20 protein-coding genes are annotated in these 25719 nt (G+C 64.8%); 14 read left to right on the top strand and 6 right to left on the bottom strand.

Translation table 11 applies throughout. The annotated features are described in order from the left end of the window. Nucleotides 1–141 precede the first annotated feature (141 nt). Complete coding sequence (locus IQ782_RS27480; protein WP_194137877.1) at nucleotides 142–1020, bottom strand: LysR substrate-binding domain-containing protein; 879 nt, start codon at nucleotides 1018–1020, stop codon at nucleotides 142–144. Between the two features lie 156 nt (nucleotides 1021–1176). On the opposite strand from IQ782_RS27480, the gene IQ782_RS27485 reads away from it, so the two are divergent. Both IQ782_RS27485 and IQ782_RS27490 read left to right on the top strand, forming a co-directional pair. Beyond that, nucleotides 1177–2415: an aromatic ring-hydroxylating oxygenase subunit alpha gene (locus IQ782_RS27485; protein WP_194137878.1), complete on the top strand. Its 1239-nt coding sequence runs from the start codon at nucleotides 1177–1179 to the stop codon at nucleotides 2413–2415. A gap of 6 nt (nucleotides 2416–2421) precedes the next feature. Then, nucleotides 2422–3504 carry an FAD-binding oxidoreductase gene (locus IQ782_RS27490; protein ID WP_194137879.1) on the top strand — a complete coding sequence of 361 codons (1083 nt, stop codon included), beginning with the start codon at nucleotides 2422–2424 and terminating at the stop codon, nucleotides 3502–3504. A gap of 494 nt (nucleotides 3505–3998) precedes the next feature. Here the strand turns inward: IQ782_RS27490 and IQ782_RS27495 are convergent, their stop codons facing one another. After that, on the bottom strand, nucleotides 3999–4757 hold the full coding sequence (locus IQ782_RS27495; protein WP_194137880.1) for an IclR family transcriptional regulator: 759 nt from the start codon (nucleotides 4755–4757) through the stop codon (nucleotides 3999–4001). Nucleotides 4758–4954: 197 nt separating this feature from the next. On the opposite strand from IQ782_RS27495, the gene IQ782_RS27500 reads away from it, so the two are divergent. From IQ782_RS27500 to IQ782_RS27550, 11 genes are all read left to right on the top strand, one after another. Continuing rightward, on the top strand, nucleotides 4955–6526 hold the full coding sequence (locus IQ782_RS27500) for an ABC transporter substrate-binding protein (RefSeq protein WP_194137881.1): 1572 nt from the start codon (nucleotides 4955–4957) through the stop codon (nucleotides 6524–6526). Between the two features lie 87 nt (nucleotides 6527–6613). Then, nucleotides 6614–7465, top strand: a complete 852-nt coding sequence (locus IQ782_RS27505; protein WP_194137882.1) for an alpha/beta hydrolase family protein — start codon at nucleotides 6614–6616, stop codon at nucleotides 7463–7465. Beyond that, nucleotides 7462–9075 (top strand): gamma-glutamyltransferase, encoded by a 1614-nt coding sequence (ggt, locus tag IQ782_RS27510; protein ID WP_240989631.1) that lies wholly within the window; start codon nucleotides 7462–7464, stop codon nucleotides 9073–9075. The genes IQ782_RS27505 and ggt overlap by 4 nt, the downstream gene beginning before the upstream one ends. An 18-nt stretch (nucleotides 9076–9093) precedes the next feature. After that, complete coding sequence (locus IQ782_RS27515) at nucleotides 9094–10068, top strand: ABC transporter permease (protein ID WP_194137883.1); 975 nt, start codon at nucleotides 9094–9096, stop codon at nucleotides 10066–10068. 6 nt (nucleotides 10069–10074) lie between these two features. Further along, nucleotides 10075–10998: an ABC transporter permease gene (locus IQ782_RS27520; RefSeq protein WP_194137884.1), complete on the top strand. Its 924-nt coding sequence runs from the start codon at nucleotides 10075–10077 to the stop codon at nucleotides 10996–10998. Then, on the top strand, nucleotides 10995–11966 hold the full coding sequence (locus IQ782_RS27525; RefSeq protein ID WP_194137885.1) for an ABC transporter ATP-binding protein: 972 nt from the start codon (nucleotides 10995–10997) through the stop codon (nucleotides 11964–11966). Before IQ782_RS27520 ends, IQ782_RS27525 begins: the two co-directional genes overlap by 4 nt. Continuing rightward, nucleotides 11963–13015 (top strand): ABC transporter ATP-binding protein, encoded by a 1053-nt coding sequence (locus tag IQ782_RS27530; protein ID WP_338092660.1) that lies wholly within the window; start codon nucleotides 11963–11965, stop codon nucleotides 13013–13015. Before IQ782_RS27525 ends, IQ782_RS27530 begins: the two co-directional genes overlap by 4 nt. Continuing rightward, complete coding sequence (locus tag IQ782_RS27535) at nucleotides 13012–14064, top strand: AbrB family transcriptional regulator (protein ID WP_194137886.1); 1053 nt, start codon at nucleotides 13012–13014, stop codon at nucleotides 14062–14064. Before IQ782_RS27530 ends, IQ782_RS27535 begins: the two co-directional genes overlap by 4 nt. A 262-nt stretch (nucleotides 14065–14326) precedes the next feature. Continuing rightward, nucleotides 14327–14743, top strand: a complete 417-nt coding sequence (locus tag IQ782_RS27540; protein WP_194137887.1) for a VOC family protein — start codon at nucleotides 14327–14329, stop codon at nucleotides 14741–14743. 362 nt (nucleotides 14744–15105) lie between these two features. Next, nucleotides 15106–16575 (top strand): NarK family nitrate/nitrite MFS transporter, encoded by a 1470-nt coding sequence (locus tag IQ782_RS27545; protein WP_194137888.1) that lies wholly within the window; start codon nucleotides 15106–15108, stop codon nucleotides 16573–16575. A 22-nt stretch (nucleotides 16576–16597) separates the two neighbouring features. Further along, a complete protein-coding gene (locus IQ782_RS27550; protein WP_194137889.1) occupies nucleotides 16598–18364 on the top strand; it encodes a bifunctional protein-serine/threonine kinase/phosphatase in 1767 nt (588 codons plus the stop codon). Here IQ782_RS27550 and IQ782_RS27555 read toward each other — a convergent pair. The 4 genes from IQ782_RS27555 to IQ782_RS27570 are packed head-to-tail and all read right to left on the bottom strand — an operon-like array spanning nucleotide 18347 to nucleotide 24695. Continuing rightward, on the bottom strand, nucleotides 18347–20965 hold the full coding sequence (locus tag IQ782_RS27555; RefSeq protein WP_194137890.1) for a nitrate reductase: 2619 nt from the start codon (nucleotides 20963–20965) through the stop codon (nucleotides 18347–18349). The two genes, IQ782_RS27550 and IQ782_RS27555, sit on opposite strands and share 18 nt — an antisense overlap. Then, a complete protein-coding gene (nirD, locus tag IQ782_RS27560) occupies nucleotides 20965–21294 on the bottom strand; it encodes a nitrite reductase small subunit NirD (protein WP_194137891.1) in 330 nt (109 codons plus the stop codon). The genes IQ782_RS27555 and nirD overlap by 1 nt, the downstream gene beginning before the upstream one ends. Then, nucleotides 21291–23729: a nitrite reductase large subunit NirB gene (gene nirB / locus IQ782_RS27565; RefSeq protein WP_194137892.1), complete on the bottom strand. Its 2439-nt coding sequence runs from the start codon at nucleotides 23727–23729 to the stop codon at nucleotides 21291–21293. The genes nirD and nirB overlap by 4 nt, the downstream gene beginning before the upstream one ends. Nucleotides 23730–23753: 24 nt before the next feature. Continuing rightward, nucleotides 23754–24695, bottom strand: coding sequence for a GAF domain-containing protein (locus tag IQ782_RS27570; protein ID WP_194137893.1), 942 nt, complete (start codon nucleotides 24693–24695; stop codon nucleotides 23754–23756). A 700-nt stretch (nucleotides 24696–25395) separates the two neighbouring features. Here IQ782_RS27570 and IQ782_RS27575 point away from each other — a divergent pair. Then, nucleotides 25396–25647 (top strand): hypothetical protein, encoded by a 252-nt coding sequence (locus tag IQ782_RS27575; protein WP_194137894.1) that lies wholly within the window; start codon nucleotides 25396–25398, stop codon nucleotides 25645–25647. The last annotated feature ends 72 nt before the right edge of the window (nucleotides 25648–25719 follow it).

Raw genomic sequence — 25719 nt, forward strand, 5'->3', positions numbered from 1 at the left:
GCCGGCATCGGCTACGCGCCGCTCTACGATCCCGAGAACAGCAAGCCGCGCAGCTGACCCGCGGCGAAACCGGACTGAAACGACAACGCCGGCGGGACACCCCGCCGGCGTTTCGGTTCTCAAGGCTTCGTGCCGAGGCCCCTACCCCTCCTGCTCCGCAAGCCAGTCGGCGAACAGCCGCGCGTTGGCCGAAGCGCCCGAATGGATCCGCAGATAGAAGGGAAAGGGCGACTCCATCGCCTCGGGCACCAGCTGCACGAGGCGATGGCTTTCGAGATATCCGTGCAGCAAGCCTTCCCACCCCAGCACCGCGCCGATGCCATCCTCGGCCGCCTTGAGGCCGATCAGGTAGTTGTTGAGCGCGAACTCCGGGCCCGTCGGCCCGGGCCGGCCGAGCGAGGCGAACCATTCGTGCCAGCCGGTCCATTCGTTTGCCCCCGAGTGAATGCGGATCAACGGCACCTCGGACAGATCCGCGACCTGCCCGATGCTATGGGTCTCTGCGAACTGCATGCTTCCGAGGGCAAGGATCCGGTCGTGGAACAGCAGCCGGGTCTCATCGTCCTCCCGGTCGGGATCGCCGTAATGAATGCTGAGGTCCACGCCGGTCACCCGGCCGCTGTCCTCGATGACCTGCGAGATCGCGACCCCGGGATGCGCCTTCCAGAAGGCCGCCAGCCGCGGCGTCAGCCAAAGCCCGCTCATCGCGGTCGTCGCCGCGATCGAGACCGCGGTGCGATCCCGGCGGTTGCGGATGCGCGCGACGCTGTCGGAGATCCCCTCGAACCCCCGCTGCAGCGACACGAACAGCAAGGCCCCCGCCTCTGTCAGCTCCACGCCCCGATACTGGCGCGTGAACAGCGGCTGGCCCAGATCCTGCTCGAGCGCCTTGATCCGGTGACTGACCGCAGCAGGGGTAACGTTCATCTCGGCCGAAGCCTGCTTGAAGCTCAGATGCCGGGCGGCCGATTCAAAACAGGCCAAATCGCCCAAAGACGGAAGATCATAGGGCTTTCGCATAACGTCAGGTCGCTTTCGTCTGGCAAGAGTCGCTGGTGGATCATGGCGGCGTTGAGTTTACTAAGGCTAATCTGAGATGAATTTTTTGCCAATTGTCAGGTGAGCGGCGCGGTGGCTTTGTGGCGCGAAACTCACTCCCCCGGCAGGAGATTCAAGATGGCCCGCCAGACCGCCCCTCTTTCCGAACTGCTCCATCAGCACCGGCCCGGACATGGTCTCCGGCAGCCGTTCTACGGTGACCCCGAGATCTTCGAGGCGGACCTGCAGGCGATCTTCTATCGCGACTGGCTCTATGCCTTTCCGGCCTGCACGCTCGGCAAGTCCGGCAGCTATCAGCGTCTGAAGGTCGGCGCCTATGACGTGATCGTGCTGCGCGACGGCAAGGGCGACATCCGCGCCTTCCACAACTCCTGCCGCCATCGCGGGTCGATTATCTGCTCCGCCAGCAAGGGCAATGTCGCCAAGCTGACCTGCCCCTATCACCAATGGACCTACGACCTCGACGGACGGCTGATCTGGGCCCGCGACATGGCCGCCGAGTTCGACGCATCAAAACACGGGCTGAAGCCGGTGCACTGTCGCGAGCTTTCGGGGCTGGTCTATATCTGCCTTGCCGACGAGGCCCCGGATTTCGGCGCCTTCGCCGAGACCGTGCGCCCCTACCTGGGCGTGCACGATCTTTCCAATGCCAAGGTCGCGTACCAGTCGACGATCATCGAGAAGGGCAACTGGAAGCTGGTGTGGGAAAACAACCGTGAGTGCTACCACTGCGCCGGCAACCACCCCGACCTGTGCCTGACCTATCCCGAGGATCCCTCGATCACCGGCGTCAGCCCCGACGGCACCTTCCCCGAGAAGGTCGAGGCCCACTTCAACCGGCTCGAGGCCGCCGGCGCCCCGTCCCGCTTCAGGGTCGGTGGCGATGGCCAGTACCGCGTGGCCCGCATGCCGCTGCTCGACGGGGCGCAGAGCTACACGGTGAACGGCAAGATCGCCGTGCAGAAACGCCTTGGCCACGTGCCCGTGCTCGATGCCGGAGCGCTGCTGCTGTTCCACTATCCCACCACCTGGAACCACTTCCTCACCGATCACTCCATCACCTTCCGGGTGACCCCGATCGGCCCGCAGGAGACCGAGGTGCAGACCACCTGGCTCGTCCACAAGGACGCAGTCGAGGGCGTGGACTATGATCTGAAGAATCTGACCCGCGTCTGGGAACACACCAATGACGAGGACCGCCGCGTCGTCGAGGACAACCAGCAGGGCATCAACTCGCCCGCCTACGAGCCCGGTCCTTATTCGGCCACGCATGAAGACGGCGTGCTACAGTTCGTCAGCTGGTATCTTGACCGGATGCGCAGCGCATATGCCCCCATCGCCCAGGCCGCGGAGTGACATGATATGGTGAATGCAAGCCCTGCCCCCCTTGGCCACTGGACCGACGAAGAACCGCTCGAATGCGTTTCGATCCTGCCCGAAACCGAGAATGTCGTCACCGTCTGCTTCCAGGCCCCCTCAGGCCGGCCGTTCGAGTTCGATGCCGGCCAGTTTCTTACGCTGGAGCTGCCGGTGCCGGGCGGTCCGCTCTACCGGACCTTCACCATCTCCTCCTCGCCGTCGCGCCCGAAGTCGCTCACGGTGACGATCAAGGCGCAGCCGGATTCCATCGGGGTGCGATGGATCATCGACACGCTTCGGCCCGGCATGAAGGTCAAGGCAAATGGCCCCGCCGGCCATTTCACCGCGGCCAACCACACGGCCAAGAAATATCTCTTCATTTCGGCCGGGACCGGCATCACCCCGATGATTTCGATGACGACCGAGATCTACGATCTCGGCAGTCATTGCGACATTGTCTTCGTGAACTGCGCGCGGCGGCCCTCGGACATCATCTTCAAGCGCCGTCTGGAGCATATGGCGACGCGGATCGCCGGTCTCGACCTGAAATGGGTGGTGAGCGCGCCGGACCGCTACCAGCCCTGGACCGGCTACCAGGGGCGCCTCAATCAGCTCATGCTTGGCCTGATGGCACCTGACTACCTTGAGCGCGAAGTCTTCTGCTGCGGCCCGGAGTCTTTTATGCAATCGGTGCGCGAGGCTCTGGCTGGCCTCGGCTTCGACATGGATCACTACCATCAGGAGAGCTTCCACGCACCCGCCATTCCAGGGCCGCAGCACGTCGAGGCTCCGGTGCCCGACGACGATCTGCCCGACGAGGACATCATGGCCGAGGTCATCTTCGGCCGCTCCAGCCTGAAGCAATCCTGCGCTGAAACGGACACTGTTCTCGCGGTGGCCCGAAGGGCCGGGATCGCGATTCCCACAGGCTGCACTTTCGGCGTCTGCGGCACCTGCAAGACAAAGAAGATCTCGGGCGAAGTCTACATGGTCCACAATGGCGGCATCACCGAAGACGAAATCGAAGAGGGATATTTCCTTGCCTGCTGCTCAAACCCGCGCGGCAAGGTAGAGCTCGACCTATAGGCTAGCGACAGAAGCTTTCACGATCAGGACAGTTGGCCACACCACTGTTCTTGTCAGCCTCGGCAAATACCTACGACGGAAGCCAGCCAATCGAGGCGCGGCGCCGGAATTTGAGCGAAACAGCCGGAAGTCCAATTCGTCGGCTTACTGTCCATTCGCCACAGCGGGCCGCAAAGACAAGTCTGGCTCGTAGAGGCGGATTACCGCATTCTGCCTTAATGGCAGCTTTCGGGCGCGCAGGTCCCGGTAAGCGAAGCCCGGTTGCTGCGCTGGACAGGTGCGTGGGTGAATCTCACGTTCCTCTACCTGATAAAACTTGCAACCGCCCTACCCCGCGCCGAAGTCGCACAAGCGCCATTTTGTATTCCCCCGCGGGACAAGGGATGAAGATACCTTCATTCACACCTCCAGTGCACGAGTGCGCGCCGATTGTGGTCGCCTTTTCAACGCGTGATCGCAGCAAAGGAATTCACGTAGCAGATACAAAGACAAATTCATGCATCTTCCGACCAGCCCAATGATTTCGAAAGGCGCTCAGCAGCCGAGGTGGAAATACGGATGATATGCTCGAGTTCGGAGTCGCGGATGCGGAACGCTGGCGCTACGACGTGGATCGAAGCGACGACCGAATTGTCGAGGGCGAAGACTGGCGCCGCGCAGGACACCTGATGGTCGCTGACCTCGCCGCGACTGACACAATAGCCTTGCCGACGGATCCGTGTGAGCTCCTCAAGGATCGCCACGCGCGTCTTTGGCGTGTGTGCGGTCAGCGCCGGCGGCTTCAGCGGCACGCAGCGATCGATGAACTCTTGCGGTTGGAAGGCAAGAAGGCACTTCGGAGATCCGGCGTAAAGCGGCCGACGGCGCCCGACGTTGGCGTGGACGCGCAGATCCCGCGACGGCTCGGCCTTGGCGATGCAGAGAGCCTCGACCCCGTCAACGATGCGCAACTGCACCGTTTCGTTCACCCGCTGGCAGAGTTCCTCGAGGATCGGGGTCGCAAGTCGAATCACATCGGTTTGCGTGCTGGCTGTGATCCCGAGGACTAGCATCGCCTCGCCCAACCCATAGGTGCTTTCGCTTGTCCTCTTGATGATCCTGCGTTGTTCCATTGTGTGCAACAAGCGGTAGGCCCTTGATTTCGTGAGCCCGGTTTTTTTCGCCAATTCTGTGACGCCGGCATTCGGCTTCCGCGCCACGGCCATCAGCAAATCGAATGCCTTATCTACTGATTCAACAACATAATCTTGCATGTCTGCACCGTCATTTGCCCCTTGTAAAAACACCACCCTATTCGTTTCACTGTACGGAACAAGAAAAATTTAAAATTGACACTTCGGGTCCGGGTTTCGTCTTCTCGCTGCATCCGGGGAGCCGAGGCACCCCGATCAAGACGTCCGGACAAAGCCGGACCGACCACCAACAAGGGAACCTGACATTGCTGCACTCCATGACCCGGCGCCGCTTCCACGGCTCCGTCCTCGCCCTGCTCGCCGCCACGGCAACTCCGGCTCTCGCGCAGGAAGCCCACCTGTCCATCGGAATGGCCGCACCGATCACCTCGCTTGATCCGCACGAAGATTCCAATTCGCCGAACAACGCCACAAGCCGGCACATCTGGGACAGCCTGATCAACCGCGGCGGTGCCGCCGAGAACAAGCCGCAGCTGGCCACCGAATGGGAGATCGTCGATGACACGCACTGGCGCTTCAAGCTGCGCGAAGGAGTGAAGTTCCACGACGGGTCCGACTTCGACGCCGAGGACGTGGTCGCCTCGCTGATCCGCGCGCGCGACAAGGAGAGCCAGGCCTTCGCCTCCTACACCCGCAACATCGCCGAGGTGATCGCCGAGGACCCCCACACGGTCGTGGTCGAGACCACGGTGCCAGATCCGATGATCCTCAACTCGCTGAGCCGCATCCGCATCATCAGTTCGGACTACGCCGAAGCCGGCGTCGCGGAGTTCGAGAACGGCCCCGCCGCGGTGGGTACCGGCCCGTTCAAGCTGGTTTCCTACACCCCCGGCGACCGCATCGAACTTGAGCGCAACGACGCGTATTTCGACGGGCCCGCGCAGTGGAGCAAGGTCACGCTTCGGCTGGTCCCCGATGACGGCGGTCGACTCGCCTCGCTGCTCGCCGGTGATCTCGACCTGATCGAGAACCTGCCGGCCGAGGGCGTCACCCGCGTCGAGGGCAGCGACAAGTTGAAGGTCGTGCGCGGCCAGTCGACGCGGCTCGTCTACCTCGGAATGGACGTCGCGCGCGACGAGTCGCCCTTCATCACCGCCAAAGACGGTTCGCCGCTCGGTTCGAACCCGTTCAAGGACGCCCGTGTTCGCAAAGCGCTGCTAATGGCGATGAACCGCGAGGCCATCGTCGACCGGGTGATGCAGAAGAACGGAACCGTGGCGCACCAGTACGTGGCCGACGGCTTCTTCGGACACTCGGGCAAGGTCGAAGAGGTCTCCTACGATCCCGAGGGTGCGAAGGCGCTGCTGGCGGAGGCCGGCTATCCTGATGGCTTCGCGCTGACCATCCACGGCCCGTCGGGCCGCTACGTGAACGACAGCGAGGTGCTCCAGGCAGCGGGTCAGATGCTCACCCGCATCGGCATCGACACCAAGGTCGAGGTGCTGCCCTGGTCGGTCTACTCGACCAAATACTCGGACGGCGCCTACTCGTTGTTCCTCGGCTCCTGGGGCGTGAACACCGGCGAGGTGTCGAACCCGGCGCTGGCGGTGGTCGCGGGCCGCGACGCCGATAAGGGTACCGGACGCTACAACGGCGGCGGCATCAACGTGCCCGAGATCAACACCCTGCTCGACCAAGCGACCGCGACCCTCGACGAGGCGGCGCGCGAGCCGCTGCTGCAGCAGGTTTCAGACCTGACTTTCAACGACACCTGGCTGTTGCCGATGCACTACGAGAACGTCGTGATGGGCGCCAAGTCCGGCGTCGAGTTCACCCCACGCAGCGACAAGTACACGCTCGCCTACGAGGTGCACGGCAGCACCGAGTAATCCCCGACTGCGGGGGGCGGCCCGCCGCCCCCCGAATTGTGCCGCGCTTCCCGCGACACGGACGACCCCTTCCCCACAGGAGATCCCATGCAGGAGCTTGCAACGGGCGGCGCCGCAGAACGCGCCCGCGCGATTTACGATTACGGTGAGACGGCGATCTTTGCCTCGAGCACCGACCCGCGGTTTCACATGATGCTGTACGTGCCGCCGGCCGCCGCCGAGGGGCGGAAGGTCAAACTGCTGGTCGCCATCCACGGTACCGGCCGCACCTCAGCCTTCGAGTTCCGCGACGGCTTCGCCGAGTTTGGCCTTTACAACGACTGCGCCATCCTGTGCCCGATCTTCCCGATGAACGTGCGCGGCGACGGCGCGCGCTCGGGATACAAGTACATCATGGAGGGAGACATCCGTTACGACGAGGTGGTGCTCGCCATGGTCGAAGAGATGGCCGAGAAGTACGGCCAGGACTGGTCGAAATTCGCCATGTTCGGCTATTCCGGCGGCGGGCATTTCGTCCACCGCTTCGCCATCCTGCATCCCGAGAAGCTCTGGGCCGCCTGCATCGGCGCGCCGGGCTCGGTGACGCTGCTCGATCCCGACCGCGACTGGTGGGTCGGCATCCGCAACGTCGCAGAGACGTTCGGCCGTCCCTTCGATGCCGCGGCCCTGGCGAAGGTGCCGGTGCAGATGGTGGTCGGAAGCCTCGACCTTGAAACCTGGGAGATCACCCACAAGCCGGGCGCAACCTATTACATGGAGGGCGCCAACGATGCCGGCGAGACCCGGCCCGAGCGCCTGCGCAGCCTGCAGAGATCCTTCGAGGCGGCCGGTGTCACCGTCACCTTTGACGAAGTGCCGGGGGTCTCGCACGACCGGATGAAATGCATCGGGCAGGTCAAGGCCTTCCTCACGCGGACACTGGCGGAGATGCGTGCATGATCCGCAATGGCACCATCGTCGCACCGCAGCCCGAGGCCGTCGAGGCCGGGGCCGAGGTGCTCGAGCGCGGCGGCAACGCCATCGACGCGGCGCTCGCCTGCGCCTTCGTGCAGGGCGTGGTCGATCCGCAGATGTCGGGCATCGGTGGCTTCGGCTCGATGCAGGTCTACATGCCGGGGCGCGGCATCCACGAGGTACTGGAATTCTACGCCCTCGCCCCTTCGGCCTGCACTCCCGACATGTGGCTCGACAAGCTCAAGGGGCAGAGCCGCGACGGCTTCGGCTTCATCCTGGAGGACAACCTCTCCGAAATCGGCTACCTTGCCTGCTGCACCCCGGGCTCGCTCAAGGGCTATGAGACGGCGCTGCGCGACTACGGCAGCTGGGACTGGGCGGACCTCATCGCGCCGGCGATCAGGTACGCCGAGGACGGCTTCAAGATCCGCCCGCATATGCATTGGTACTGGACAAAAGACCAGAGTGGCGACGGCCAGGTCAACACGATGGACAAGCTGCGCTTCTCGGACACCGGCCGGCGGGTCTATTTCCACGAGGACGGGCGACTGCGTGGCGTCGGGGAAATCCTGCGCAATCCCGATCTCGGCCGCACCCTGCGCCGGGTGGCACAGAGCGGCTCGTCGGATATCTTCTATCATGGCGAGATCGCCGAGCAGATCGCCGCAGACTTCGCGGCACATGGCGGGCTGATTGCGCGCGACGACCTGGCGCGATACGGCGTGACCAAGGCGGCGCCGATCTGGGGCAGCTACCGCGGCCTCCGCGTCGCCTCGAGCCCGCCGCCGGGCTCGGGCCTGCCGATGATCGAGCTGCTGCACATCCTGGAGAACTTCGACCTTACCTCGATGCGCCACGGCTCGGCCGACTACGTCCGTACGCTCTTTGAGGCAATGAAGCACATGACCATAGACAAGGACGCGCACATGGGCGATCCGGCCTATGTCGACGTTCCGGTCGAGCGGCTGCTGTCGAAGGACCACGCCGCCGTGCTTGCCGGGCGCATCAGCCGCGGCGAGCGCGCCAATGTCGAGCGTCTTGATCTGTCGCAGCGCGACACGACACATATCTCGGTGGTAGACAGACAGGGCAACGCGGTGGCGCTGACCCATTCTCTGGGCTCACCATCGGGCGCGATCACCGACGGGCTGGGCTTCATGTACAATGGGCTCATGGGCCGGTTCGACCCGCGTCCCGGCCGCGCCGCTTCGATCGCCCCGCGCAAGCGACGCGCGAGCTCGGCCGCCCCGACCATCGTCTTCGACGGCGAGACCCCCGCCATCGTCATCGGCGCCCCCGGCGGCAGCTACATCGCGCCGACGGTCGCGCAGGGGATCGTCAACATGATCGACTTCGGCATGGGCATCCACGAGGCCGTGGCCGCGCCGCGGCTGGTCGGCGTGTCGAACAGCATCGATATCTGCAACCGCATCCGACGCTCCGTGGCGAACACGTTGCGCGCCGAGGGCTACGAGGTGCTGCGCTCGCCGCAGACCTATGCCTTCGCCGCCCTGCACGGTATCCGGATCAAGGACGGGGTCTCCTCGGGCGCGGCGGATCCGCAGCGTGACGGCATGGCGATTAGCGTCGACTGAACCCGAAGGACCCAAGCCATGATGACCACCCTCATACGACGCGCGATCCAGGCGGGCTTCGTCGTCTTCGCGATGACACTGATTGTCTTTGTCGGCGTCAATGTGATCGGCAACCCGGTCGACATCTTGATCAACCCCGATCTCAACCAGGCCGAGCGGCTGCGGGTGGTCCAGAACCTCGGCCTCGACCAGCCGCTCTGGCGCCAGTACCTCAGTTTCCTGCACGGGCTGAGCCAGGGCAACTTCGGCGACAGCTTCGTCTACAGCAAGCCGGCGCTCGACGTGATCGTCGAGCGACTTCCGGCAACGCTAGAGCTGGCGCTCTGCGCCATGGTGATTGCCATCGTCGTGGGTCTCCCGCTGGGGCTCTACGCCGGGCTCTATCCCGAACGCCTCTCCTCTCGGCTGATCATGACCGGCTCGATCCTCGGCTTCTCGTTGCCGACCTTCTGGGTCGGGCTGATGTTCATCCTGCTCTTCGCCGTGCAGCTCGGCTGGCTGCCGTCGAACGGACGCGGAGAGACCGCCGAGTTTCTTGGCGCGCGCTGGTCCTTCCTGACCGGCGACGGGCTGGCGCATCTCGTCCTGCCAGCACTCAACCTCGCGCTGTTCAAGACCTCGCTGATCCTGCGCCTGACCCGCGCCGGGGTGCAGGAGGTGGTGATGCAGGACTTCGTGAAATTCGCCCGGGCCAAGGGCCTGCGCGAGGGCCGCATCGTGCTCGTGCACATCCTCAAGAACCTGATGATCCCGGTTGTCACGATCATCGGACTCGAATTCGGCTCGCTCATCGCCTTCTCAGTGGTGACCGAGAGCATCTTTGGCTGGCCCGGCATGGGCAAGCTGATCATCGACAGCATCAACCTGCTCGATCGCCCGGTGATCGTCGCCTACCTGATGATGATGGTCGTGCTCTTCGTGTCGCTGAACTTCATTATCGACATCTGCTACACGCTGCTGGACCCGCGCGTCCGGCTCGACGGCAAGGGATAACCCATCATGGACATCAAGCTCGCCGACGCCGCGGAAATCGCGGTGACCGAGATGCCGCCGCCGCGCCGCGCCTGGCCCGCGATCCGCCGCTTCTTTTCCGCCCCTGCCGCGCTGTTTGGCGCGATCGGGCTGGTGCTGATCGTCACCGTGGCCGTCTTCGCCCCGCTGCTCTCGCCGCAGAACCCCTATGATCTGATGCAGCTCGACATCATGGACAGCCGCCTGCCGCCGGGCTCGGAAAGCTTCGCGGGCGTGCCCTATCATCTCGGCACCGATGGGCAGGGGCGCGACATCCTGTCGGGCATCATGTACGGGCTCCGGACCTCGCTGATCGTCGGCATCGCCTCGGCCCTCGTGGCGGCAATCATCGGCACTACCGCTGGACTGATGGCCGCCTACGTCGGCGGCCGCACCGAGAGCATCATGATGCGCCTTGTCGATCTGCAACTGTCCTTCCCAACTATCCTGATGGCGCTGATGGTGCTGGCGATCCTCGGCAACGGTGTGACCAACGTGGTGCTGGCGATCATCGTGGCCGAGTGGGCGACCTACGCGCGCACCGCTAGGGGCACGGCGCTGGTCGAGCGCGAGAAAGAATATGTCGAGGCGGCGCGCTGCCTGCGCATCCCCGGCCACCGCGTGCTGCTGCGCCACCTGCTGCCGAACTGTCTCGCGCCGATCATCGTCATCGCCACCATGCAGGTCGCCCGGGCCATCGGGCTCGAGGCCACGCTCTCGTTCCTCGGCCTCGGCGCCTCGGTCACCCAGCCCTCGCTCGGCATGCTGATCGCCAACGGCTACCAGTACCTGCTCTCCGGGCTCTACTGGATCAGCTTCTACCCCGGCATCGCGCTGCTGATCACCATCGTGTCCATCAATCTCGTCGGCGACAGGCTCCGCGACGTGCTCAACCCGAGGAACGCCCGATGACCGCCCTGCTCGACGTACGCGACCTTGTGACCGTCTTCCCAGGCGACGGGAAGGACCTGCGCGCAGTGGACGAGGTGTCGTTCCAGGTTGCGCGCGGCGAGGTGCTCGGCCTTGTCGGCGAGAGCGGCTCGGGCAAGAGCGTCACCGGCTTTTCCATCATGGGGCTGGTTGACCAGCCGGGCCGTGTCGCCTCGGGAACGATCCTCTTTGACGGCGAGGACCTCGCGAAGGCGGATCTCGAAACCCGCCGTTCGCTGCGCGGCCGGCGCATCGCCATGGTTTTCCAGGATCCGATGATGACGCTGAACCCGGTGCTGCGCATCGGCACCCAGATGACCGAGACGCTCCACGCGCACGAGACCCTGTCGCGGCAGGCCGCGCGCGCCCGCGCCCGCGACGCGCTCGGACTCGTCGGAATCCCGAGCCCGGAAGAGCGGCTGGACGCCTACCCGCACGAGTTCTCCGGCGGAATGCGGCAGCGCGTGGCGATCGCCATCGCGCTACTGCACCGGCCCGATCTCATCATCGCCGACGAGCCGACCACCGCGCTCGACGTAACCATTCAGGCGCAGATCATCTCGGAATTCCAGCGCCTCACCGAGGAACAGGGCACCGCGGTGATCTGGATCACCCACGACCTTGCCATCGTCTCGGGGCTCGCCGACCGGATCGCGGTCATGTATGGCGGGCGCATTGTCGAGACCGGCACGATCTCCGAGGTGCTCGAGCATCCACGCCATCCCTACACACGCGGCCTGATCCGCTCGGTGCCCTCCGAAAACACTCGCGGCACCCGGCTTGCGCAGATCCCCGGCGTGACGCCGAGTCTCGGGCGGATGCCCGCGGGCTGCGCCTTCCGCAGCCGCTGCGAGCGGGCCGATGGCACCTGTGCCGAGCGCCCCGGACGCTTCGGCGGTGCGCGCGCCTATCACCGCTGTTTCCATCCGCACGAGGAGGCGCTCGCGTGAGCATTCAAATGAAGACGACCGACACCTCCGCAGCCGCCCCCGCCGTTGGCGCGCAGCCGTTGCTCGAACTGCGCCGGGTTTCGCGCCGCTTCGGCAGCACGCCCGATCTTGCCGCGCGCATTTCCGTCGCGCTCGGCGCGGCCAAGCCCGCCCCGGTTGTGCACGCGCTCGACGAGGTTGACCTGACCATCCGCAAGGGCGAGGTGCTGGGCCTCGTCGGCGAATCCGGATGCGGCAAGTCCACTCTCGGGCGCATCGCCGCCGGGATTCTGCCCGCCTCGTCGGGACAGGTGCTGTGGAAAGGCGAGGACCGCAAGAGCCTGCACGGTCGCCGCCTGCGCGACGCCGACCTCTCCGCGCAGATGATCTTCCAGAATCCGATGGCCGCGCTGAACCCGCGCATGAGCATCGAGGCACTGGTCGCCGAGGCGCCGCGCATCCACGGGCTGATCACCGGCGACACCGGCGCCTATGTCGACGACTACCTGCGCAAGGCCGGGTTCGACCCGGCGATGAAGCGCCGCCTGCCGCACCAGTTCTCGGGCGGTCAGCGGGCGCGGGTGAACATCGCGCGGGCGCTGGCGGTGCAGCCGGACTTTCTCGTCTGCGACGAGAGCGTTGCCGCGCTCGACGTCTCGATCCAGGCACAGATTCTCAACCTCTTCATGGACCTGCGCGAGCAGCTCGACCTGACCTACCTCTTCGTCAGCCATGATCTGGGGGTGGTCGAACACATCTCGGACAAGGTCGCGATCATGTATCTCGGCCGGATCGTCGAGGAGGCACCTGTCGCAGAGGTATTCGCGCGGCCCAACCATCCCTACACCCAGCAACTGCTGGCCGAGGTGCCGCGCATCCGGCCGGGCAAACGCCGCTTCGCCGCGATGAAGGGCGAACTTCCCAGCCCGCTCGACCCGCCGAAGGGCTGCCATTTCCACCCGCGCTGCCCGTTCGTTCACGAGCGCTGCCGAATCGAGGTACCGAAACGTCGGGAGATCGCACCCGGCCATAGCTCGGCCTGTCACCTCAACGATCAAACGGCGACATGAACGCCACGCCGTCCGGCGGTCTGCGTCCGAGCTTCGCGATGGCGCTGACCATCGGCGCCTGCGGCGGCGCGGTGTTCACCTGGATCGGCATGCCGCTTTCATGGATGCTCGGCGCGATGACCACCGCCGGCCTGGCCTCTATCCTGCACCTGCCGGTGAAGGGCTGGGCGCGGGCCCGACCACCGATGTCGGCAGTTATCGGGGTCATGCTGGGCTCGCAGTTCAGCCCGCACACGCTCGAGAGCGCAGCGCTGTGGTGGCCCGCGCTGATCGGGTTGGCGGGCTACCTTGTAGTTTCGGCGGTGCTCTGCACGCTCTATCTGCGGCGCATGGTCCGGCTCGATCCGGTTACCGCCTTTTTCTCGGCCATGCCTGGTGGACTGATCGACATGGTCCTGCTCGGCACCGAGCGCGGCGGCGACGAGCGCACCATCGCGCTCATGCATTCGTCGCGCATCTTCCTCGTGGTCCTCGGCCTGCCGCCGCTGATGACGCTGGTCACTGGCGCCGATCCCGGGGCGCGCGCCGCCGCCTGGCGGCCGTTGGCCAACATGGGTCTGGCCGATGTCGCCTTCTTCCTTGGCGCCATAGCGCTCGGCACGGCACTGGGACGGCTCGCCCGACTGCCCGCCCCGTTCCTGATCGGGCCAATGATGGTCAGCATGGCGCTGCACTGGAGCGGCACAACTGGCTTCACCGTTCCGAGCGCGGTGATCGCCGTGGCGCAGATCGTGCTCGGCACCACCGTCGGCTGCCGCTTCGCCGGCACCTCGACGCGGCGCATCCTGCACATCTTGCTGACCTCGGCAGGCTCCACGGTCATCCTGCTCGGGGTCGCGCTGATCTTTGCGCTGGCGCTACAATACGTCATTGACGTGCCGGTCGAGGGCATCCTGCTTGCCTTTGCGCCGGGCGGTCTCGCTGAGATGAGCCTCATCGCGCTTGCATTGAACCTCGAGGTCTCCTTCGTGGTAGTGAGCCACATCAGCCGGATCGGCATGGTCATCCTCGGGGCGGGACTGGTCTCGCGCTGGAGGCTGGCGCGGTAAGACGCCTGTGTGCGCCATTTCCAGGAGTTCGCGGTTTGGTCTGATACCATTCCGAACATGCCAAGGAAGCCCGTACTTCTCCTTCGCCCCGAATTTGCCTTGCGGCGAAGCGGACCCTCACACCGAGAGCATGGGACGGCAGCGGCGCGGACAAAGTGAGCCTTCGCGACGGCTGCTGCAATGGCTGGTTTCGGTTATGCTACTCTCCTACCGAACGGCGATCCCATGACCGTCGCCGAAACTCTTGGAGGCACGTCACAGTATGATTGCTTACGTCACCGTCGGAGCAGACGACATCGCGAAGGCGGAACGCTTCTACTCAGCATTCCTCCCAGCTCTCGGCTACAGACTTGAAGAGCATCACGGAGACTTGAGCTACATTTTGCCCGCAGAGCCGGGTCAGTCCCCCGTTCAACCGGATTTCCATGTCAAATCTCCCTTCAATGGGGAGTTTGCATCGGCTGGGAACGGCGCAATGGTCGCATTTCAGGCGCGATCGCAGAAAAAGGTCCGTGACCTTCATGACGCTGCGTTAGCTGCAGGCGGCTCGGGCGACGGGCGGCCAGGTTTTCGAGCTTGTTACGGCCCCCATTTCTACGTCGGCTATCTTCGTGATCCGCAGGGCAACAAGATCGCACTGTTCTCCAGCGATCCTGATGAACCCGGGCGCGATAGGTAGCGCGGGAGCCGACATTTGGACCAGCCTCAGCATCGTGAGAAATGGGCGGGGAGCCGACATTCGCTGCGGCGACGATCCGATCACCCACAAAAGGTGGAAGCCGACATTCGGAGCGGAGAAAGATCGAGATTTGTTCTGCGCCGCCGCATGACCGCATCGAGCCCTTTCCAGACATAGTTGACCCGTGCCTTCGTGCAGGCGCAGCACGAACTCCATGGGTGGGCTTGTTGCGATTATTCTATGGGCGCCACCTGCCATTTCATCAGGATTTTCCGGCGTTTTCTGCGCCTGCACAACCAGGGAGCTTTGCTGCTACGCCAGCGCAGCGCACACTCGAGGCTCGCGATCAGTGGGAGCCCATGATGACCAGCGAGAAGTTCAACCTCCTCTCCTTCACCGGCAAGATGCGTATCCTGCACCTGACGTGGTTTGCCTTCTTTCTGACCTTCGTGGTGTGGTTCAACCTTGCACCAATGCTGCAGGCGATCCGCACCAGCCTCGGCCTTGACCAGGCGCAGGTGACGACGCTGCTGGTGCTGAACGTGGCGCTGACCATCCCGGCGCGCATCGTGATCGGCATGCTGACCGACCTCTATGGACCGCGGCGGGTCTACTCGGGGCTGCTCATCGCCTGTTCGATCCCCTGTTTCGTCTTTGCCGTGGCCAACAATTTCACCCAGCTGGCGCTGGCGCGCTTCGCGCTCGGCTTCATCGGGGCGGGCTTCGTCATCGGCATCCGCATGGTCTCGGAATGGTTCCCCGCGGAAGAGCTTGGCACCGCCGAGGGCATTTACGGCGGCTGGGGCAACTTTGGATCGGCGGCGGCGGCCTTCACCCTGCCAACCATCGCGCTCTGGTTTGGCGGCGAGAATGGCTGGCGGTGGGCGATCGCCCTCACCGGGCTGATGTCGCTGATCTACGGCTTCATCTATTATGCCTCGGTGCAGGACGTGCCGAAGGGCTCAAAATACTTCCGTCCCAAGAACGCCACCGCGATGGAGGTTACCTCGAAGGGCGACCTGATGTTCCTTCTGGTGATGAAGGTGCCGCTCTACATCGCGCTCGGCGCGCTGGCCTGGCGCCTGCGCAACGTTGCGATCTTCACCACGCCCACCATGTATATCGTCTGGTTGGGGCTGTTGCTGCTCTATGCCTACGATTCCATGCTGGCAGTGCGCGCCAACCGCCGCGTGCTGACCGAGGAAGTGCCTGCCTTCCAGCGCTACAGCTTCAAGCAGGTGGCAATCCTCAACATCCTCTATTTCGCCACTTTCGGATCGGAGCTTGCGGTGGTGTCCATGCTGCCGCTGTTCTTTGCCGATACCTTCGGTCTCACGCCCGTGGTCGCAGGCATGGTGGCTTCGGCCTATGCCTTCATGAACCTGATGTCGCGGCCCGGCGGCGGCTGGATTTCCGACCGCTTCGGGCGCAAGCCGACGCTGCTGATCCTCACCGCGGGTCTTGCGGTCGGCTATGCCGCGATGGGGATCATCGGCTCTGCCTGGCCGGTCTGGCTGGCGGTGGTGGTCGCCATGGCCTGCTCGTTCTTCGTGCAGGCGGGTGAAGGTGCGGTCTTTGCCGTCGTGCCGCTGATCAAGCGCTCGCTCACCGGGCAGATCGCCGGGATGACCGGCGCCTACGGCAATGTGGGCGCGGTGATCTATCTGATCGTCTACTCGGTGGTCGATGCCTCGACCTTCTTCTTCGTCATCGCGGGGACCGCGGTCCTGGGGTTCGTCGCGCTGCTGTTCCTCGAGGAACCCTCGGGCGAGATCGCCGAGGTTGACGAGGACGGCACCGTCACCATGATCAACGTGGGGCTCAAGGCCTGAGCCCACGAACACTGGTGCGCGTATGGACGAACCCGCAAATCTTTTCCCGAAGCGGGCGATGAAGGCCGTGCTCGGCGGATGGAGCAGCGCCGGGGTCAAGCCAAGGAATGACGACGCCATCTCCGGCAGGATCCCCGAAAGCGCGTGGGAGCTTCACACCAAGGGCGCGGTCGCCTGCATCGCAGATGGTATCTCGACCGGGCGCAACTCGGACAAGGCGGCGCAGATCTCGGTGATCCAGTTCGCGCGAGACTACTACTCGGCACCGGAAAGCTGGCCGGTGCGCGACTGCGCCGGGCGTTTGCTGACCGCGCTCAACACGTGGTTCCACGCGCAGAACCGCAGCGGCTCGCCCGAGGCCGAGGGGCAGGTCACCACCTTTACCGCGGTGATCGCCCGCTCGCAGACCCTGCATGTGGTTCATATCGGCGATACCCGGGCGCTGCGCCTGCGCTCGGGGCGGCTGCGATGTCTGACCGAGGACCATTCGGCCCGCTTCATGGGCGAGCACGAGGCGCTGACCCGTGCGCTGGGGATCGAGAACGATATCCGCGTCGACTATCTCTCGGAGCAGATGCAGGCGGGCGATCTCTACCTGCTGACCAGCGACGGCCTGCATGCAGTGCTGAGCGAGGCGCGTATGGCCGAGCTGCTGGCCACAGGCCCGCTCGAAACTCAGGGGGATCTCGAAGCCGCAGCGCGCGGGCTCTGTCAGGCGGCGCTGGACGCGGGAAGCGACGACAACGTCAGTTGCATGATGCTCCGGGTGTTGGACCTGCCGTCCGAGAGCTTGACCGAGGCACACAGCCGCCTGACCGCTCAGGTCATCCCGCCACGGCTGGCGCCGGGCAACCGCATCGACGGCTGGGAGGTGATCGAGGTTCTGCATGCCTCGACCCGCAGCAATGTCTACCTCGTGCGCCGCGCGGGTGAGGATGGGCGCTTCGTGCTCAAGGCACCTTCGAAGGGGTTCGAGGACAACTTGCAGTACCTCGACGGTTTCACGCTCGAGCAATGGGTGGGCCGGCGGATCGACAATCCGCAGGTGATGAAGATCCGCCCGCATGAGGATAGCCGGTTCCTCTACTACGTCGCAGAGCATGTGGAAGGACTAACCCTGCGCCAGTGGATGGAGCAGCACCCCACGCCGAGCGTCGCCATGATCCTGCCGCTGCTCGGATCGCTCGCCTCCGCGCTGCGCGCCTTCCATCGCATGGGCATGGTGCATCGCGATCTGAAGCCCGAGAACGTCATCCTCGGTGCAGATGGGCGCGCAAGGATCATCGACTTCGGATCGGTACAGGTCTCGGGATTTCGCGAGCTTGCCCGTGGCGGCGTCGAAGACATGCCCGAAGGGTCTCTCAACTATATCGCCCCCGAAGTGCTGCTCGGACAGGAGGCCTCGCCGAGGTCCGATCTCTATGCATTGGGGGTGATCGCATGGGAGATGCTGGCAGGCGACGTTCCCGTCGATCTCGAGAAACGCGGCAAGCTGCCGACGCGCGCCGAGGACTGGGCCCTGCCGCAGATCTCGGACAAGCGGTCCGACCTGCCCGAAGGCGCGCAAGCCATTCTGGCGCGTGTCCTGTCTGTCGCCCCCAAGGCGCGGCCTCAGGCCATGTCGGAGTTTCTTGCCGAACTGCAGTCTCTGGCCAAGGGCCATGGGGCCGGAAGACCCGAGTTCGTGCCATTGCTGCAGCGGGGATCCGTCACCTTCTGGCGGGGCTGGGCGCTTGCCAGCACCGGGCTTGCGCTGCTGCTTCTGGTGGTGCTACTCGGCGGCTCTTGAGACCCCTTGCTGCAGCAGCGCCGCCAGTTCAGCCTTGCATGATCCGCAGTTGGTCCCCGCCGAGAGGCTCGCGCCGATCGCCTCGACGCTCTGCAGACCTTCGGCCCCGATGGCCCGCAGGATGGCGTTGCGCCCGACCGCGTAGCAGGAGCAGACCACCGGGCCAGGATCGGGCATGTCTCCCCGCGCTGTCCCTGCAAGGGCCCATGGGGTCTCGGTCCCCGGCAACCCGGCAAGAAAATCGCGCATCAGCCGCACCGGCTCGCGGTCGAGATAGAGCGCCGCGAGAAGGATTTCCCCGTCCATGAAAGCAAGACGCGTACGGCCCTTCGCCGTGTCCTTGCTCATCTGCAGCGCGGCATCGGGCAGCCCGAAGAGCGCGCGCGCGAAATCTTCCGCGTCCGCGATCTCTTCGGTCCCCGCAAGTTCGGCGCGAAAGCCCCGGTCGGTCCGCGCCAGAGACCAATAGGCGCACTCCGGGCGGGGCCGCGCTGTGGCGATGGCAAACCCGTACCACGCGGCCTCGAACCGAGCGGCGGAGACCACCGCGGCCTTGCTTTCGGGCTGGCCGGAGACGGGGTCCGTCACCGACGCAATGAGCGCGTCGATGCGGGCGGAGGGTGCTGTCTCTCCGGTCCAGTGTATCGGCGCGAACAGATGCCCCGGCTGCACATCGCCCGTGATCCGCAGACGAAGGATGGCGCTGCCCTGTGGGCTCTCCAGCCGCAACAGATCGGCAGGCGAAAGGCCCAGACGCGCGGCATCGTCCGGGTGCATGTCGACGAAGGGTTCGGGAAGATGAGCCGAGAGCCGGGGCGAGAGCGCCGTTCGGGTCATGGTGTGCCACTGGTCGCGCAGCCGCCCGGTGTTTAGGCGGAACGGATGTTCCGGTGTGAGGGCCGCTGCGGGCGCGTGCGGGGCGAGCGCAAGCATCCGTGCCTTGCCGTCCGGATGGTAGAAGCCGCCGTCCGCGAAGAACCTGCCGCCGATCTTTGCCGGACCGTCGGGCCAGCGGAACGGCGGCATGCTGTCATAGTCAGAGCTGGAAAGCCCGGCGCGGTTCGAAATGTCGAAGTCCTTGCCGAACGTCCCGGCGAGGCCCGAAAGCGCGGCGTATTCCGCGAAAATTTCGGCCTCGCTGTCCCAGTTGAACCCTTCGGCAAACCCCATCCGTTGCGCCACCTCGGCAAGGATCGCCCAGTCCGGCCGCGCCTCGCCCGGGGGAGCGAGCGCCGCGCGCTGTCTCGAGATCGTGCGGTCGGAGTTGGTGACTGTGCCGCTCTTCTCGGCCCAGGCGGTGGCCGGCAGCAGCACGTTGGCCCGCCGCGCGGTGTCGGTGGCGGCGGTGATGTCGCTGACCACGACGAAGGGGCAGCTGGCGATCGCGTCCTGCACCGTGTCGGCGTCGGGCAAAGTGACGGCGGGGTTGGAGTGGATGATCCACAGCGCATTGATCTGCCCGTCGGCAACGGCACGAAACATGTCCACGGCCTTGAGCCCCGGTGCCTCGGGCATCGCAGGGGCGCTCCAGAAACCGCGCACCGCGTCGCGATGGTCCACGTTCTCGATGTCCAGATGGCAGGCCAGCATGTTGGCGAGTCCCCCGACCTCGCGCCCGCCCATAGCGTTGGGCTGGCCGGTGATCGAAAACGGTCCCATCCCGGGCTTGCCGATCCTGCCGGTCGCGAGGTGGCAGTTGAGGATGGCGTTCACCTTGTCACTGCCCGAGCTCGACTGGTTCACGCCCTGCGAGAAGATGGTGACGACCTTCTCGGTTCCGATCCAGAGGTCACAGAAGTCGCGCAGCGTCTCTTGCGAGAGCCCGGTGAAAGCCGGGTCGCTGCCCTGCGCCGCTTTCAGGGCCGCGTCGAACCCCTCGACATGCGCGCTGACATAGTCGCGATCCACGGCACCGCGCCGCGCGACCTCGGCCAGCAGCGCGTTGAACAGCGCCACGTCCGAGCCGGGCTCGAGTGCAAGGTGAAGGTCCGCACCCTCGCAGCTGGCGGTGCGTCGTGGATCGATGACGACAAGGCGGAGTGCGCGCTTTTCGCGCGCTGCCATGATCCTCTGGTAGAGGATCGGGTGGCACCAGGCGAGGTTGCTCCCCACCAGCACGACGAGATCGGCCTCCTCGAGGTCATCGTAGACCCCCGGAACCGTGTCGGTACCGAAGGCGCGTCTGTGGCCCGCCACGGTCGAGGCCATGCAGAGCCGCGAGTTGGTGTCGATATTGGCCGAGCCGATGAACCCCTTCATCAGCTTGTTGGCGACGTAATAATCCTCGGTCAGCATCTGGCCTGAAACGTAAAAGGCAACGCTGTCCGGCCCGTGGGTCTCTATGGTCTTGCGAAACCTTGTGGCGACGAGATTGAGCGCATCCTTCCAAGTGGCGGTGCTGCCGTGGACCCGCGGGGTGAGAAGGCGCTCTTCCAGTCCGACGGTTTCGCCAAGCGCCGAGCCCTTGGAGCAAAGCCGCCCGCGGTTGGTGGGATGGGCGGGATCGCCGCGCACGGCAAGGCCGCCGCTGCCATCGGCGGACAGCAGGACGCCGCATCCCACGCCACAGTAGGGGCATGTCGAGCGGACCTCGGCTCCCATCAGGCGGCGCGTGCGGCGACGGCGTCCCCGTCGAGAAGGATACGCCCACCCTCGGTCTTCACCGGGTAGGTGGGGATGCGGCCGTTGTCGGCTCCCTGTGCCTCGCCGGTCTCGAGAGAATAGACCCAATTGTGCAGCGGGCAGGTGATGTTGCGTCCATGGACCATGCCCTCGGCCAGCGGCCCACCCTTGTGTGCGCAGGTGTTCGAGGTGGCGAAAAGCTCGTCCTCGGCGGTGCGGAAGATCGCGACGCAACCTGATCGTGTTTTCACCACGCGCGCCCCGCGCAGGGGAATTTCATCAAGCGCGCCCACGTCGATCCAGCTCATTCCGCGGCCTCCTGCGTGAAATCCGCCAGCGGCTGGAACTTGCGGGCCTCGGCGGGCGCCGCGCGTTCCGCCCAGGGGTCCTTCTGGTAGACCGTCTGCGAAAGGTCGAAACGCTCCACGAGGGACTTTCGCCGGCTTTCATCGGCAAGCACATCCTTGACCCAGTCGAGCCCGACCTTGGCGACCCATTTGTAGGGACGATCGAGGTACTTGGCGTGCTCGCGGTAGAGCTGCACGAAGGCGACAGTCCATTCGATCGCCTCCTCCTCGCTGGCCACGTCGACCAGCCGCTCGGTCTCTTTCACATCCATGCCCGCAGCCCCGGCAACCCCGACCTGATAGCCACTGTCGACGCAGATGATGCCCACGTCCTTGCAGGTCGCCTCGGCGCAGTTGCGCGGACAGCCGGAGACGCCGAGCTTGACCTTGTGGGGCGTCCACGATCCCCAGAGCCGCTTTTCAAGCTTGATCCCGAGCCCGGTGCTGTCCTGCGTGCCGAAGCGGCACCAGTCCGAGCCGACGCAGGTCTTCACCGTGCGCAGGCCCTTGGTGTAGGCGTGCCCCGACACCATCCCAGCATCGTTGAGATCGGCCCAAATGGCGGGAAGGTCTTCTTTCTTGATGCCTAAGAGGTCGATGCGCTGGCCGCCCGTCACCTTCACGGCGGCATCGTATTTGCGCGCCGCCTCGGCGATGGCGATCAGCTCGTCCGGCGTGGTCATGCCGCCCCACATGCGGGGCATCACGGAGTAGGTGCCGTCTTTCTGGATGTTGGCGTGGTTGCGCTCGTTCACCAAGCGCGACTGGGGATCATCGCGATACTCCAAAGGCCAGTCGGCGAGCAGGTAGAAGTTCACCGCGGGTCGGCAGACGTGACAACCATTCGGGGTCTTCCAGCCGAGTTCCTGCCAGACCGCAGGCTGCGACTTCAGCTCCTTGGTCTTGATCAGCACCCGCACGTCCTCATGTGTGAGATCGCAGCACGCGCAGATCGGTTTGGCGGTGGGCATCTCGAAGCTGTCGCCCAGTGAGACCGCGAGCACCTGCTCGACAAGTCCGGCGCAGGTTCCGCAAGAGGCCGAGGCTTTCGTCTGCGCACGCACCGTCTCGAGGGAATGCGCGCCCCCTTCGACGGCCTTGAGGATGTCGCCCTTGCACACGCCGTTGCAGCCACAGATCTCGGCATCAGCCGGCAATGCTGCAACGGCTGCCAGAGGGTCCGCGGCGGCACCGCCACCCCCCTGAAATGCAGGGCCGAAGATGAGCGTCTCACGCATCTCCTCTACGTCGGTGCCGTCCTTGATCAGACCGAAGAACCAATTGCTGTCGGCGGTGTCGCCGTACATGACCGCGCCGATCAGCCGGTCCTCCTCGATCACCAGCCGCTTGTAGATGCCTCGCGCCGGGTCGCGGAAGACGATGTCCTCCCGCGTGGGGCCCTCGGCGAAATCACCGGCCGAGAAGAGGTCACAGCCGGTGACCTTGAGCTTCGTGGACAGCTCGCGCACCACGAAGGTGTCATCCTCGTCCAGCAGGGTTTTCGCCAGAACCTTGGCTTGATCGTAGAGCGGGGCGACGAGGCCAAAGAGATTGCCTGCGAACTCGACGCACTCACCCACGGCGAATATGTCCGGATCCGAGGTCCGCATTTGCGCATCAACTTTGATCGCGCGCCCCATGTCGAGCCCCGCCGCATGGCCGAGCGCCACCGCTGGCCGGATGCCCGCGGCCATACAGACGATGTCCGCCTTCAGCTCCGTACCGTCATCGAGCAAGACGCGTTCCACCTTGCCCGATCCTTCGATCGACTTGGTGTTCGCCCGGGTGATCACCCGGATTCCGCGCTTTTCCAGGTCCTTCTGCAAAAGGTAACCCGCGGTCTCGTCGAGTTGCCGTTCCATCAGATGCCCGGAGATATGAAGCACCGTCACCTCCATCCCCCGCAGCCGCAGCCCGGCTGCGGCCTCGAGGCCCAGCAAGCCGCCTCCAATGATCACCGCATGCGCCCCGGGACGGGCGGAAGCCTCGATCATCGCATTGGTGTCCTCAAGGTCGCGGTAAGCGACGACCCCCGGCAGATTATGGCCCGGCAGCGGGATGATGAATGGGGCCGAGCCTGTCGCGATCACAAGCTTGTCGTAGGGAGTTTCACCTTTCTCAGACCTGACGATCTTGCGTGCGGTGTCGATGGCCGTGACGCTCTCTCCGAAGCGGGTGATCACGCTGTTGGCGGCGTACCAGACATCATCGTGAGTGACGATTTCTTCGAAGGTTTTCTCGCCCGACAGCACCGGCGAGAGCATGATGCGGTTGTAGTTCCCGCGTGGCTCGGCGTTGAACAGCGTGACCTCGAAAGCGTCGGGCGCCGCGTCCAGAAGGTGCTCCAGCATCCGGCCAGAGGCCATGCCCGCACCAATCACGACAAGTTTCTGCATCTGCTTCCTCCTGTGCGGGGTGGCTCAGAGATACCAGGCGACCACATAGGCCAGCCCGTTTTCGTGGTGGATCGGAAGCGCGACCATCTGGGTATAGCCCGCCGGCAAACCGGCGCCGCCGACCTGCACATGCGGCAGGCCGGAGCCCAGAACCCGACCGATGGGCCCCTGCCACGCGGTGACCGAAAGGGCATCGAGCGGCGGGTTCTCCTTGGGTGCCAAGAACCCTTCGCGCTCGCAGAGCCCGTCGATCCTCAGGGCCTTTTTTTCCGGGCCAACCCTCTCGGCTCTCGCATCCCAGATCTCGAAGCGATGCGCGATCGGCGTGCCAGGCGCCGAAAGCAGCGTGAGCACGTAGATCTTGTCGCCCGGCGTCGGGATCGGCAGCCCGAGCCCGGTCTTGAGCCCGGCCTTGCCCGCACTTTCAGAGCGCAGAAAGCCATAAGACGCTCCGAGGTCGCGCATGAGAATGGGGGTTTCAGAGGCCCAGACGCCACCCGGCAGACCCTGTCCGTGCCCGAAGGTCGTGGCCTTCGACACCCGCTCGAACTCCTCTGCAGTGCCATAGTAGCCATCGCTCAGAACGAGACTGTTGGCGCTGTCCTCCCACACCTCGATCGCCCCCACATGCGCGGCATCGGCAAAGAGCACGACCAAGATGGCCAGCAGGACATCTTCCGCGAAGACCGGGATCGCGACAGCCGCTGTCAGACCGGAGGCAGCGGCGGCCTTGGCGCGGTGAAAGGTCGAGTCGTCCAAAGTGCGCAGAACAATTGGCCGCGCTTCGGCCCAGGCTTTTCCGGGCAGACCCTCTCCCTTGGCGAAGGTAGCGCGCGCGGACGCCGCGCCGAAGCCTTCCAGCCCGTCATATGTGCCCGTCGCAAGCACCAGCCTGTCGCCTTCCGGCACCCAGACTTCGGCGATGCGAATGAAAGTATTGGTAGGTGCTTCCAAGAGATCGTCCATCGCTGCTCCTTTGCGGGGCGTGGCTTCTGCGGCAGGGGATGCCGCCTGGTCTCACCTCATCCGACGCCAAGGCGCCTTCGGCTGGCAAGCATTCCACGCTGGGCGAAGCGCTTCATCCGGTTTGGGCGGGGAAGATGCCGCGAATTTGTGCAGAGGTCGGGCGCTAAGAGTGAGGAGCCAAGCGCAGACCGGTCTGTCCATGCCGAGACTGGGACCAAAAGGCACGAGATGAGGACACCGGCATGCCGGGAGGTACAGAGAATTTCGCACCCGCAGCGAATGTCCGCAATGTTCCGCCCTGCCGACCTTCATCCTCCGAAAATGCTTCGCGATTGACGAATGGCCGGCCTGGTGAAGCTGCACCGCGGCGATCGGCCAGGGACTGAACGGCAGGTCTGGGCCGAGGCATCCGCAAAGGACGTGCATTGCTGATAGCAGCCCGAACGTCTCTGATGGACTCTTCGCGCAGCTCGGCTAAGCTTGTCGCGCGGTCGCGATGCGGGACCTTCCGGTCATTCGCTTCACGAGCGGGCTGGTGTTCATTAGCTCAGCTCCCACGAATATGACGGACGGAAACGGCCTGGCAGCAGCGCCGCATGACAACTAGGGCAAGACCTGAATAGCAATCACAAACTAATCATTGTAGGTGGCGTCCCGAGCTTGGAGCTTGCCGCGAAGTTCACGGCCGAGGATTAGCCTTATGCTTAAGTTTTCCGATCTGAACCCGGAACTGCTCAATCCTGGCAGCGATGAGACGGTCTTCGAGGCGACCATCGACACGCACGGTACATACACGACGGAGCATTTCGTTCTGCGGTTGAGCCCGCGCGCGCACGAATTGGTCGATGCCATCACCAGGCAGGAAACAGACGACTATGAAACAGCCGAACTGTATCAGGCCTATTCCACATATCTGCATGAAACGATCCACTGGTGGCAGCACGTCGGATGATAGTGCCCCGCGGCGTGGTGTAGGAAGCCGCGAGCGTCGCTGATCGCGAGGCTGGCGGTCATCGTCGATCTT

The organism is Salipiger mangrovisoli, assembly GCF_015223355.1.
Classification (GTDB): Bacteria; Pseudomonadota; Alphaproteobacteria; order Rhodobacterales; family Rhodobacteraceae; genus Salipiger; species Salipiger mangrovisoli.

Coding starts and splice junctions, on each gene's coding strand:
- IQ782_RS27480 (WP_194137877.1), bottom strand. CDS start 1,020: ATGCGAAAGCCCTATGATCTTCCGTCTTTGGGCGATTTGGCCTGTTTT.
- IQ782_RS27485 (WP_194137878.1), top strand. CDS start 1,177: ATGGCCCGCCAGACCGCCCCTCTTTCCGAACTGCTCCATCAGCACCGG.
- IQ782_RS27490 (WP_194137879.1), top strand. CDS start 2,422: ATGGTGAATGCAAGCCCTGCCCCCCTTGGCCACTGGACCGACGAAGAA.
- IQ782_RS27495 (WP_194137880.1), bottom strand. CDS start 4,757: ATGCAAGATTATGTTGTTGAATCAGTAGATAAGGCATTCGATTTGCTG.
- IQ782_RS27500 (WP_194137881.1), top strand. CDS start 4,955: ATGACCCGGCGCCGCTTCCACGGCTCCGTCCTCGCCCTGCTCGCCGCC.
- IQ782_RS27505 (WP_194137882.1), top strand. CDS start 6,614: ATGCAGGAGCTTGCAACGGGCGGCGCCGCAGAACGCGCCCGCGCGATT.
- ggt (WP_240989631.1), top strand. CDS start 7,462: ATGATCCGCAATGGCACCATCGTCGCACCGCAGCCCGAGGCCGTCGAG.
- IQ782_RS27515 (WP_194137883.1), top strand. CDS start 9,094: ATGATGACCACCCTCATACGACGCGCGATCCAGGCGGGCTTCGTCGTC.
- IQ782_RS27520 (WP_194137884.1), top strand. CDS start 10,075: ATGGACATCAAGCTCGCCGACGCCGCGGAAATCGCGGTGACCGAGATG.
- IQ782_RS27525 (WP_194137885.1), top strand. CDS start 10,995: ATGACCGCCCTGCTCGACGTACGCGACCTTGTGACCGTCTTCCCAGGC.
- IQ782_RS27535 (WP_194137886.1), top strand. CDS start 13,012: ATGAACGCCACGCCGTCCGGCGGTCTGCGTCCGAGCTTCGCGATGGCG.
- IQ782_RS27540 (WP_194137887.1), top strand. CDS start 14,327: ATGATTGCTTACGTCACCGTCGGAGCAGACGACATCGCGAAGGCGGAA.
- IQ782_RS27545 (WP_194137888.1), top strand. CDS start 15,106: ATGACCAGCGAGAAGTTCAACCTCCTCTCCTTCACCGGCAAGATGCGT.
- IQ782_RS27550 (WP_194137889.1), top strand. CDS start 16,598: ATGGACGAACCCGCAAATCTTTTCCCGAAGCGGGCGATGAAGGCCGTG.
- IQ782_RS27555 (WP_194137890.1), bottom strand. CDS start 20,965: ATGGGAGCCGAGGTCCGCTCGACATGCCCCTACTGTGGCGTGGGATGC.
- nirD (WP_194137891.1), bottom strand. CDS start 21,294: ATGAGCTGGATCGACGTGGGCGCGCTTGATGAAATTCCCCTGCGCGGG.
- nirB (WP_194137892.1), bottom strand. CDS start 23,729: ATGCAGAAACTTGTCGTGATTGGTGCGGGCATGGCCTCTGGCCGGATG.
- IQ782_RS27570 (WP_194137893.1), bottom strand. CDS start 24,695: ATGGACGATCTCTTGGAAGCACCTACCAATACTTTCATTCGCATCGCC.
- IQ782_RS27575 (WP_194137894.1), top strand. CDS start 25,396: ATGCTTAAGTTTTCCGATCTGAACCCGGAACTGCTCAATCCTGGCAGC.